Below are 10,693 nucleotides of genomic sequence, written 5' to 3'. Positions count from 1 at the left end.
GGACCGGAGCCGGGACCGAGTCCTGCCAGCGACGACGAGCTGTCGATCCCCGTGGGGCCGGGCGCCGGTGAGGGCGCAGGCGACGGGGAGGGCGACGGTGCAGGCGCCGGGGACGGCGACGGCGAAGGAGACGGCGAGGGAGACGGTGACGGGGACGGCGACGGGGACGGCGACGGCGACGGAGACGGGGAAGGTGACGGCGCCGGGGAAGGCGCAGGCGCCGGTGCAGGCGCCGGTGCCGGTGCCGGCGCGGGCGACGGACCCGGGTCGTGAACCCCTTCTCCGTCCAGCGCCTGGTGGTAGACCCAGTGGCTCGGCATGGCGTCCATGGCCACGTTCTTGGCCTTGACCCAGTCGTCGAAGAGTCGCCTTCCGGCGGCGTCGTCGTCATCGACCAGGATGCCGGTCCGGATCTTCGTCGCTTCGTTCTTGAGGGCGTACCAGTTCGTCTGCAGACCCTCCAGCGCGTTCTTGGTCTCGAACGACTTCTCGCTGATGGTGTTGCTGTCGGTGATCATCGTCTTGATGATCGACAGCGCCTCTTCGGACTGCTCGTTTCCGCTCCAGGCGGCGGCGAGGTCCTCCTGGATGGCGACCAGCTCGGGGCCGAGCTCGTCGCGGGTCAGGAGCCAGACGTCCTTGTTGGCCCCGATCACCAGGTCGAGCTTCTCGGGGTGCGTGTCGGCGAACTGGTCCTTGATGCCCTGGGCGTCGCCGTAGTGATTGACGACGAAGTCGGTCTTGTTGGTCCCGGTCTCTACGTTGACCGGCCTGTGATTGTTAGACATGCTCGCCCACTAGTCCTCGGTCGGCTGGTTGTTCATGACATCGCTGGTCGCCTTGTCCTGCTCGGCGTAGCCTTCGGCCGTCGTACGGCAGGCTGTCTCCAAGTTGCCCAGTTGCGTGACCATTTCCTTGTACGTGTTGAGGATTCCTTGGTGCTCGAATCCGTACGCCTTGGTGAATGCGTCGTCACTCTCGTTGGCCAGGAAGCCTTTGATCGCGTCGTGGATGGCTTGCTTGTCACCATCTTGGGTGTAGTTGGGCACGTTGCCGCCCACGTTCTGGTTGCTGCCCTCGAGCATGTCCTTGAGATTGGCCACCCGATTGGCAACACGAATCAAGTCGTCGGGTCGAACCCGGAACTCGGTCATGTGCTACTCCTCCTTCTTGTCGCCATGGCGGCAACCAGCGTCACCGGACCGGCCCGGCGGCCCGTGTCTGGGCCGCCGGCCAGTCTGGTGGAGCGCGTGGTGATTACTGCCAGGTGTTGGTTGCTGTGGTCTCGGCCTGACGGTAGTTCTGCGAAGCGGTGCCGACCGCCTGGCCGATCTGGTTCAGCGTGGTCGCCATCTGCGCGGCCGCGTTGTCCCACTCCTGCTTGCACTGGTAGTAGGCCTCGCGGGCCGCACCGTCCCAGGTCTGCAGCATCGGCTGGAGGTTCGCCTCGAACTCGTCGAGCGTGCTGACCAGCTGTCCGTGCGTGTTCTTGATTCCGGCCTGCCCTGCTTCGAGGGAACCGAAATTGACCTTGATCTCGCTCATGGGTCTCTACCTCACATCTCGTTGATCTGGCCGGACAGGTTGCTCATGTTGGAGGCTTCCTGCTCCTCCTGCGACGCGTACGTCGTACGCGTGGAGACCAGGGCCTCCTGCATCGCGATCAGCGAGTTGTTGATGCGCGTCGCCTGCGACTCGAAGTTCTGGTGGAGCCCGGTGAAGGCGGCGGCGGCGTTGCCACCCCACCCACCCAACATGGTCTCGACCTCGGTGCGCAGTGTGTTGATCTGGCCCTGAACCTGCTGGGCTGCTTCATCGACGTGGGCCGCACCAGCGGCCATCGCGTCTTGGCTGGTATTGAATCCAGACACAGTAAATCCTCCTCGTTGGTGGTCAGGTGCCCGAAACCCTTCCCACAGTCGATCGGGCTAAACGAGCCTATGTCGACCTTTTCTTCCGTGTCGACCATCTTCCTCTGTCATCGCTCTGAACGCAGGAAGTCCGGAGAGTCACTGGCTGGCAGACATACGGGCGTCACCCGGGTCCAGCGCGTCCCCGCCCGGGATGATGTCGAGCAGCTCGGCGGGCACCGGCACCGGGTCGACTCCGCCGTAGCCGAACCCGGCGAGGACCTCGAGACTGCTGGCGGGGTAGGCACGGCCGGGCTCACCGATCACGTACACGGTCTGCGCTCCGGGAACCGTTGCCACCAGTGCCGCGCCGGGTTCGAGTGACACGTGGTCGGCGCTGCCGTGTCGTGAGGCGTCGGACTCCGACCCCGGGCTCCTGCCGGGCGGCGTACCGTCCGGAACGGCGAACCGTGGCGCCGTGGCGTCCTCGTCGAACACCGCGCAGGCACCGAAAGCCTCACCGGCAGCCGACGAGACGGCTGGCATCTGCTCGGGCAGGGCGTCCATCTGCTCCCCCAGGTCACCACCGTCGTCCATGCCCAGCACGTCGGAGAGCGACATCGGGATCGGGTCCCGGCGTTGGCCGTCGATCTTGACCGTGCGCAGCAGCTTCGCCTGGACGTCGGTCACGGGGGCGACTCCGTCGGCGAGCAGGACCCGGAAGGTGCCGTCCTCCACCTCGATCAGCTGACCGACCCGCATGTTCCTTCCGGCCTCGGACCTCGCCGCCCCGACGTCCTCGATCTCGGGTGTCTGGAACGGCGCACCCATCGGGATCGCGGTGAGGAAGGCACTCCCGACCTGGACCGGATCCTGACTGATCTGCAGGACGGCCTCGACCTCGTCGGCCACGAGGTGCCGCTGTCCGTCGTACAGCAGGAACCGCTTGCCGTCGAAGGACTCGACGTAGAGCGCATCACTGGCCGCCATCATCGTCGACGGCTCGTCGGAACCGATCTCCACGTCGACGACAGCCGTGACCTCCACGCCCTCGGACTGGGCCTGCGAACAGACGGTGATCGGCCCACCCACGAGGTCATCCGCCGCGGGCAACGAGTCGGGCAGCCCGGGGACGCCGATCGTCGCACCGCGTTCGACCGAGCCAAGATCGGACCTTGACACCGAGTGGATCTGCACCTCACCGGATGCACCTGATGCCAGCACCGCGGACGCGTAGTTCAGCACGGGGTGCAACGTGCCCTCGACCATCACGAAACGGGCACCGGTCTCCTCTTCCATGATGACCGACCCTTCGGCCTTCCAGTCGTCACCCCCGCCTCCACGAAGGAGGCCGATGACGGCGAAGACGGCAGCGACCACGATGGCGATCATGATTCCGCTGACGGTGATCACGGTGAGCCGCCGCATGGGGGGCTCGACGGAGTCGGGTTCGCCGGTCACCAGCGCGGACATGGCGCGCCTGGTCATGAAACGATAGGCGTGCAGTTGGTCACGGCGGGTCTGCACCACGCACCCTTTCTGAGATACCGACAGAGAACGACGCTGCCACAGGCGTCGAGCACCACCTTAGGGGTCGGGCATACTCAGGCACATGTCGCTCCTCTCGCGCCCCCGGCTGGTCCTGCTGGAGATCGCCTGCGCTGCTGCGCTCGTCGCGCTCGCCTTCAAGGGAGTCTGGTTGGTGATCGGCGCCGTCGTCGCAGTCACGTGCCTGGCCCTCGCCCTGGTGTCGGTTCGACGCCGAAGTCTCCACCTCGTCGTGCGATCCTGGCTCGCGATGCGCTCACGCAAGCGGCAGCTGAAGGGTCAGGGGATCGCGTCCCTGGCCGGAGGCACCTATGAGGTGGTCACGGTCCCGTCCGTGGGCGGCGGTACGCCGCTCGGTGCCATCCGTGACGCGACGACCTGGTCCGTCCCCCTGTCGTTGCCCTTGTCCGACATCTTCAACGAGGACATCGCCATTCCGCTGGACCGGCTGGCCAACCTGCTCACGGTCGAGGACGTCCCGCTGTCCAGCGTCCGACTCGTGACCACGATCGCACCGGTGGCGATCCCTCCCGGCACGCCCGACGGTCCTGTGCCACCGGCCAGTCGACTGGCCACCCGACACCTCGTGCTCACTCTCGACACCCTCCACGCTGCCGACGTGATCGCCGAACGGGGTGGGGTACCCGCCATCAACCAGATCCTCCGGCGCTGCGTGCTGCGGGCCGAGGAGGTGCTGAGCTCGGCAGGCGTGGAGGTCCGCAGACTGCCGGAGAAGGTCGTTGCCCTGGACAGTGCCAGTTGCCTCGGGCCGGTGCCGGTCGCGGCCGACGGCAGCCTCCCCACCGCGGTGGAGGCGCTCAACCAGGTGCGCCTGGACAACACGGTCGCCCAGACCTTCGCGGTGACCGGCGCCGACGCCGTCGCCAAGCTGGATCTGCTGGCGACGCTCCTCCCTGTGCCCATCGTCGCCACCAGTGTCGTCCTTCACCCGGGCACCGGACGGCAGCCACCGACGTACATGCTGCTGCTACGCGTCAGCGGCAGCACCGAGGTGGTCAGGTCGGCAGAGGAACACCTGAAGAGGATCAGCCAGGGCCTGAGCCTGCACATCGACCGCGTGATCGGCGAACAGGTTCCGCTGCTGAAGGCCACCACACTTCTCGGTGTCGCGATGGAGGCAGCATGAACCGCTGGCGGACCGCCCTGCTTCCCGACGTCGCCGTTCCCGCGCCGACGACCGGGGTCTACCTGGGACGCAACAAGTCGGGCCCCCTGACCATGCGCCTGTTCCGGCCACGAGGCACGCGGATCGCCGTCTTCTCCGGGCCGCTCGCAGCACAGTTGATCGCTCTCCGGGCTGCACAGTCAGGTGCCACGGTCCGGGTGATGTCCACCCGTGAAGCAGCCTGGGGTCCGGTGCTGCGCTTCGGTGCGGACGCTCGGTTGCTGCCCCCGACCGGCCCATCGCAGATGTCTGCCTCCGGCCCACAGCTGCTCGTGGATGACCGGCCCGACATCAGCCGACCGTTCGCCGAAGTGCCCGGATGGCAGTGCATGCTCGACGTGCGCGTCCTCGGATCCGACGCGGCCAAGCAGGTCGACGAGAACAGGGTGGCCAGCTTCGGCAACGCCGATGTGGCCTTCTTCAGCGTCCTCGGCCAGTCGATGGCAGCCGCCGTCGGCAACGTGTTCGATCTGCGCGAGGCGGCCGCCAGCCTGACCGTGGTCCCTCCCCACGCGGTCGCGGTCGTGACCCGGGGCAGCGTGCAGCTGGTGCGACTCGAGCCCACGGGCGACGAGCGGTCGGCACTGCGCGGTTAGGCGTGTCTGCCTAGCCGACCATTTCCCGAATCTGGCCGTAGACACCGATGGTGCCCAGGATCAGGGGCAGGACCGAGAGCACCAGCAGGGACTCGAAGATGTCGGCGGCCCGACCACTCGGCGGCGCATAGCGACGCCCGGGGAGCACGACCACCAGGGCCAACAGCCCCAGACCGACCGCCGCAACGGGCAGCGCCACGGCCAGAAGACGCAGCAAGGGCTCCGCGCTCAACGCCATGCCGGCAAGGACCGCCACGCCGGCGGCGGCCGACGCGAGCAGCATCGCCATGCGCTGCGAGCGCCCGGTGAACAATCTGGCACGAAGCAGGGCGACACCAGCGAGTACGGCAGCGAGCACCCGCTCGGCGGTGCCGTCGACGGCGAGCACGACCGCAGCCCCGCCCAGTGCGGTTGCGAAGGCGGCCACGATGCCGGTCATGTACTGGTCGGCACGAACCGCCTGACGCAGCACCTGGGTGCCGTCGACGGTGGAGCCGTCGGCCCGCAGGTCATCCGCGCCGGTCGGCACGATCGGGAGAGCCAGTCGGGACAGCTTGAAGGACACCATCGGGATGATCGGGGACGCCAGCAGCGCCACCCCCGCGGTGAAGGCGGCGGTGGCCTGGACGTCGAGGTCACCGAAGCCCGCCGCTGCGGATCCGATCGCAGCGAGCAGCCCCGCCCCGGCCACCGCGGAGAACCCGGGCACACCACGACTCAGGACGACCAGGCACACGACGGAGACGAGCACGGCGGCGGCCGCGGCCGGCAGCAGCTGGGTGACCCCGAAGGACCAGACCCGATGGTCACCGCCGACGACCATCGCACCGGCGGTGAAGGCCGCAGCAACCGAGAGCCCAGCCGCGGCGAGAGCGGGGCCGTGCTGCTCGTAGGCACGATCGAGGGCCACGGACGCGCCCAGGAGAAGGAGGCTGAGGCCACCGGCGATGCCCGCCGGGCCGGCCCAGCCGGGACCGGTCAGGAGGCACGCCAGGAGGACGAAGGCGATGGCGGCCGAGGCACCCCAGGTGCACGCCCGGGCGGTGTGATCGGCCGTCCAACGAGGTGATCTCGTCAGCACCCCGGTGGACACCGCGTCGAGGACGTCGTCGTAGGCCACCTCGGGCATCTGGGCTGCACGCATGCGCAGGTGGAGAGTGTCGCCGTCGCTGACCTGGCCCGCACGCAAGGTCAGCGAGGGGTCAAGTGGCGCCTCGCCGGTGCGTTGGAGGACGAAGCCACCAGCCGCCGCGCCCCTGTCGGCCACATCGGGCCCCAGCGTGCGCAGCAGGTTGGTCAGTAGTTCGGCAACGGTGAGATCCATCGGCACTGCGAGATCCACCCGCGTGCTCGTTGTCATCACCGTGAGCCGGCACAAGCTGGACATCGTGCTCGTAGCCATCACACCTCCAGACGTGATCCCGGACGACGCCCGGTATTGTCACCAGCATTCTTTACCATCCATGGTGGTTTCCACAGGCGCGGGTCGAACTCGGCACTTTGACTGACTCGGAAGGTGAGTGTGGGTACAGAACTGTTCAGGCGCCCGGCTCGGCAGAAGGCACCCCGCGAGCCACGCGGCGAGATCGTCCTCGATCCGCCGCCGGACCTGCCCGAGACGACGTCCGGTGGCGGCGCCGGCCAAGCCTTGATGATGCTTCCCATGATGGCCGGCGCAGGCGGCATGGGCTTGATGATGGTCGCCCGCACCGGCGGTTCGGGCGGTGGCAACCCGATCATGATGCTGGCCATGGGCATGATGGCCATCGCGTTCGGCGGCATGATGCTCGGCAGCGTGGGTCGGTCGTCCGGCGAGAAGCGCAAGAAGCTCGACGGTGATCGCCGCGACTACCAGCGCTATCTGGTGCAGGTCCGGCGCCGGGTGCGCAAGGTGGTCGACCAACAACGCAAGGCCGCGCTGTGGCACCACCCGGACCCCGCTTCTCTCTGGTGCTTGGCTCTCGGCACCCGTCTCTGGGAGCGCCGCACCACCGACGTCGACCACCTCGCGGTGCGTCTCGCTCGTGGACCCCAGCGGCTGGCCGTGACGCTCGTGACTCCCGAGACCAAGCCGGTCGAGGACCTGGAGCCGATCTCCGCCGGAGCCCTGCGCAGGTTCGTGCGCACCCACAAGTCCGTGCCCGACCTCCCGGTCGCGGTGTCCCTTCGCGCCTTCGGGCTGATCAGCGTCAACGGTCCGGCGGATCGGGTCCGCGCCATGGCCCGGGCCATGATCGCCCAGCTCGCGACGCTGCAGTCCCCCGATGACGTGCGCATCGCAGTGTGTGCCGGCACGAACACGGTCGGCGACTGGGAGTGGCTCAAGTGGGTGCCCCACGCCCTCTCCGACGAGACCGACGCGGTCGGCCAGGTTCGCCTGGTCCGCGACGACCTGCTCTCGATCGAGGCACGGTTGGGCGACACGCTGAGCAACCGGCCCCGCTTCGGCACCGATGCCGCCCCCGACGGCCCCCACCTGGTCGTCGTACTCGATGGCGGGCGGGTGCCGCCCGAAGCCCAGCTGGCGGCCGGCCTCGTCCACGGAGTCACCGTCATCGACCTCCGCGGGGTCCTTCCCACCGAGTACTCGTCCGGGGCACTGCGCCTCGAGCTGCGCAAGGACACCGTCTCGGTGGTCAGGTCCGAGGGTCCGTCGGGCGAGACCACCCGCTCGGCGCTCGGAACCCCCGACGGCCTGTCCACCGTCGAGAGCGCGACCCTGGCCCGTTGCATGACCAGGTTCAGGATGTCCTCGGGCTCCTCCGACAACGACCCGATCGACCTGCTCAGCGTCGACATGACGCTGCCGGACCTCCTGCGCCTCGGTGACCCTCACACCATCGACACCGATGCCACCTGGCGGCCGCGTGCCACACGCGACCGACTCCGCGTGCCAATCGGTGTCGGCCCCACCGGCCACCCCATCGACCTGGACATCAAGGAGTCGGCACAGGGCGGCATGGGGCCTCACGGCCTGGTCATCGGCGCCACCGGCTCCGGCAAGTCCGAGCTGCTGCGCACACTGGTCCTGGGGCTGGCCGTCACGCACTCACCGGAGGTCCTGAACTTCGTCCTCGTCGACTTCAAGGGTGGGGCGACGTTCGCCAGCATGGACGTGCTCCCGCACACCTCGGCGGTGATCACGAACCTCGAGGACGAGCTCATCCTCGTGGACCGCATGAAGGACGCGATCGCCGGCGAGATGGTCCGTCGTCAGGAGGCCCTCCGTGCCGCGGGCAACTACTCCTCGCTCAAGGACTACGAGAAGGCGCGGGAGCAGGGCGCGGCCCTCGAACCCATGCCCTCGTTGTTCATCGTGGTCGACGAGTTCAGTGAGCTTCTCAGCGCCAAGCCCGACTTCATCGATCTCTTCGTGATGATCGGCCGACTCGGCCGGTCCCTCGGGGTCCACCTCCTGCTGGCTTCGCAGCGCCTCGAGGAGGGCAAGCTGCGTGGGCTCGACACCCACCTGTCCTACCGGGTGGGCCTGCGCACGTTCTCCGCGATGGAGAGTCGCACGGTGCTCGGCGTCGGCGATGCCTACGAACTGCCCAGTGCCCCGGGCCACGGCTATCTCAAGGAGGCCAGCGAGGGTCTGGTGCGCTTCCGCGCTGCCTACGTCTCGGCCCCCTACAAGCGCGGGCAGACCGCTGCCGGCATCGGGCACAGCGACTCCGCCTCGGCGGGTCAGATCCTCCCCTACGAGGTGGCCCACATGGAGCCGCGGCACGAGCCGGAGCCCGAGACCTCGAGTCCGGAACCGGAGGCGACCGGGCCCTCCGACACGCTCATGGAGATCATGGTCGAACGCCTCAAGGGCCAGGGGTCTCCGGCTCGCCAGGTGTGGCTGCCCCCGCTCGACGAGTCGCCCCCGCTCAACGCGCTGCTCCCGCCACTCGTCGAGACCGAGTTCGGCCTGCGTCCGGAGCACTGGGACGGCTCCCGCCTCCTGCAGGTTCCGGTGGCGGTCGAGGACAAGCCGTTCGAGCAGCGTCGTGACCCGCTGTGGATGAACCTGGCCAGCTCGCACGCGGTGGTCGTCGGCGGGCCCCAGAGCGGAAAGAGCACGCTGCTCCGCAACATGATCTGTGGACTCGCCCTCACCCACACCCCGCAGCAGGTGCAGTTCTACTGCCTCGACTTCGGCGGTGGAACCCTGACCGGGTTGTCCGACCTGCCCCACGTCGGCTCGGTGGCGACCCGCATGGACCAGGAGAAGCTGCGGCGCACCATTGCCGAGATGAACGCACTGATCGATGCCCGCGAGGCGCACTTCACCTCCAAGCGGATCGACTCGATGAACACCTACCGGCGCATGGTGGCCTCGGGTGCGGAGTCCGGCGACGGCTTCGGCGACGTGTTCCTGGTGATCGACGGGTGGGGAACCATCCGTCAGGACTACGAGAAGATGGAGTCCCAGATCACTCAGATCGCCACCCGCGGACTCGGCTTCGGGGTTCACGTCGTCGTGTCGATCCAGCGCTGGATGGAGTTGCGACCAGCGCTGCGCGACCTGATCGGCCAGCGCCTCGAACTGCGACTGGGTGATCCGGCCGAGTCCGATGTCGATCGTCGTGCCGCCAAGAACGTCCCCGAGAAGACACCGGGTCGGGGCCTGAGCAGCAACAAGCTGCACTACCTGACCGCCCTCCCGCGCGTCGACGGATCATCGAACGCCGACGACCTCAGCGATGGCGTGGCCGACCTGGTCCAGCGAGTCCGGTCCGCGTGGAACGGTCCGGAGGCGCCCGTCGTACGCCTGCTCCCCCGCAAGATGCCCTACTCGCAGCTCCCCGAGTCGGATCCGGAGAAGTCTGCCATCCCGCTGGGGCTCGACGAGGACACGCTGTCCCCGGTCTTCGTGAACTTCGACGCAGAGCCGCACTTCCTCGTGCTCGGCGACGTGGAGTCCGGCAAGTCCAACGTGCTGCGCTCGGTGGCGCGGGGCATCACCACACGCTGGACACCGAAGGAAGCGAAGATCGTGACCTTCGACTATCGCTGGGGCATGATCGGCGCGATCACCACGGGGCACCAACTGGCCTATGTGACGAACTCCGCCGACGCACCTGAGATGGTCAAGCAGATCGCCGACGCCATGCGGACCCGACTCGCCGGGATCAAGGTCGATCCGACTGCCCAGGAGATTCCCCGTTGGGACGGTCCGAAGCTGTTCGTGCTCATCGACGACTACGAGATGATCGCAGCGGCCCAACCCAACCCGATCCATGCGCTCCTGGAGTTCCTGCCACAGGCTCGCGACATCGGGCTGCACGTGGTGATCACCCGGTCGGCCGGCGGATCCGGTGGAGCCAGCTTCGAGCCCCTGATGAAGCGGCTCAAGGAGCTGGGCACCCCCGGCCTCCTGCTCTCCGGGTCCAAGGACGAAGGTGCGGTCCTGCACGGGGCGAAGCTCGAGTCCATGCCTCCCGGTCGGGGCAAGCTCGTCGACCGCAGGATCGGGACCAAGGTCATCCAGACCCCGTTGATGACCAGGTGAGACGAACGCCCGG

Annotated in this window: 9 protein-coding genes; 3 read left to right on the top strand and 6 right to left on the bottom strand. The window is 68.1% G+C overall.

Going from position 1 to position 10,693, the window contains the following annotated elements; translation table 11 throughout:
- The 5 genes from NJ4_RS26255 to eccB form a co-directional block, all read right to left on the bottom strand.
- The coding region (locus NJ4_RS26255) for a hypothetical protein (protein ID WP_176573617.1) at positions 1-788 on the bottom strand (788 nt) is incomplete at its 3' end.
- Between the two features lie 9 nt (positions 789-797).
- The gene (locus NJ4_RS05970) at positions 798-1,154 is read right to left on the bottom strand and encodes a hypothetical protein (RefSeq protein WP_067431674.1); all 357 of its coding nucleotides are present in this window, start codon (positions 1,152-1,154) and stop codon (positions 798-800) included.
- A gap of 103 nt (positions 1,155-1,257) precedes the next feature.
- A complete protein-coding gene (locus NJ4_RS05965; RefSeq protein ID WP_067431672.1) occupies positions 1,258-1,545 on the bottom strand; it encodes a WXG100 family type VII secretion target in 288 nt (95 codons plus the stop codon).
- A gap of 11 nt (positions 1,546-1,556) precedes the next feature.
- A complete protein-coding gene (locus NJ4_RS05960) occupies positions 1,557-1,871 on the bottom strand; it encodes a WXG100 family type VII secretion target (protein ID WP_157550810.1) in 315 nt (104 codons plus the stop codon).
- Positions 1,872-2,009: 138 nt separating this feature from the next.
- Positions 2,010-3,377, bottom strand: coding sequence for a type VII secretion protein EccB (gene eccB, locus NJ4_RS05955; protein ID WP_082748221.1), 1,368 nt, complete (start codon positions 3,375-3,377; stop codon positions 2,010-2,012).
- Positions 3,378-3,462: 85 nt separating this feature from the next.
- Here eccB and NJ4_RS05950 point away from each other — a divergent pair, with 85 nt between their 5' ends.
- Entirely contained in the window at positions 3,463-4,545 is a 1,083-nt protein-coding gene (locus NJ4_RS05950) for a hypothetical protein (RefSeq protein ID WP_067431663.1), read from the top strand.
- Positions 4,542-5,180, top strand: a complete 639-nt coding sequence (locus tag NJ4_RS05945) for a hypothetical protein (protein ID WP_067431660.1) — start codon at positions 4,542-4,544, stop codon at positions 5,178-5,180. The genes NJ4_RS05950 and NJ4_RS05945 overlap by 4 nt, the downstream gene beginning before the upstream one ends.
- 10 nt (positions 5,181-5,190) lie before the next feature.
- Here the strand turns inward: NJ4_RS05945 and eccD are convergent, their stop codons facing one another.
- Positions 5,191-6,567: a type VII secretion integral membrane protein EccD gene (eccD, locus tag NJ4_RS05940; RefSeq protein WP_281178259.1), complete on the bottom strand. Its 1,377-nt coding sequence runs from the start codon at positions 6,565-6,567 to the stop codon at positions 5,191-5,193.
- 135 nt (positions 6,568-6,702) lie between these two features.
- On the opposite strand from eccD, the gene eccCa reads away from it, so the two are divergent.
- Positions 6,703-10,680: a type VII secretion protein EccCa gene (gene eccCa, locus NJ4_RS05935; RefSeq protein WP_067431655.1), complete on the top strand. Its 3,978-nt coding sequence runs from the start codon at positions 6,703-6,705 to the stop codon at positions 10,678-10,680.
- Positions 10,681-10,693 lie beyond the last annotated feature (13 nt).

This window comes from Nocardioides jensenii JCM 1364 = NBRC 14755, assembly GCF_001552535.1.
Classification (GTDB): Bacteria; Actinomycetota; Actinomycetes; order Propionibacteriales; family Nocardioidaceae; genus Nocardioides; species Nocardioides jensenii.
This window is presented reverse-complemented; position numbering and strand designations above follow the sequence as displayed.

Coding starts and splice junctions, on each gene's coding strand:
- NJ4_RS05970 (WP_067431674.1), bottom strand. CDS start 1,154: ATGACCGAGTTCCGGGTTCGACCCGACGACTTGATTCGTGTTGCCAAT.
- NJ4_RS05965 (WP_067431672.1), bottom strand. CDS start 1,545: ATGAGCGAGATCAAGGTCAATTTCGGTTCCCTCGAAGCAGGGCAGGCC.
- NJ4_RS05950 (WP_067431663.1), top strand. CDS start 3,463: ATGTCGCTCCTCTCGCGCCCCCGGCTGGTCCTGCTGGAGATCGCCTGC.
- NJ4_RS05945 (WP_067431660.1), top strand. CDS start 4,542: ATGAACCGCTGGCGGACCGCCCTGCTTCCCGACGTCGCCGTTCCCGCG.
- eccD (WP_281178259.1), bottom strand. CDS start 6,567: ATGTCCAGCTTGTGCCGGCTCACGGTGATGACAACGAGCACGCGGGTG.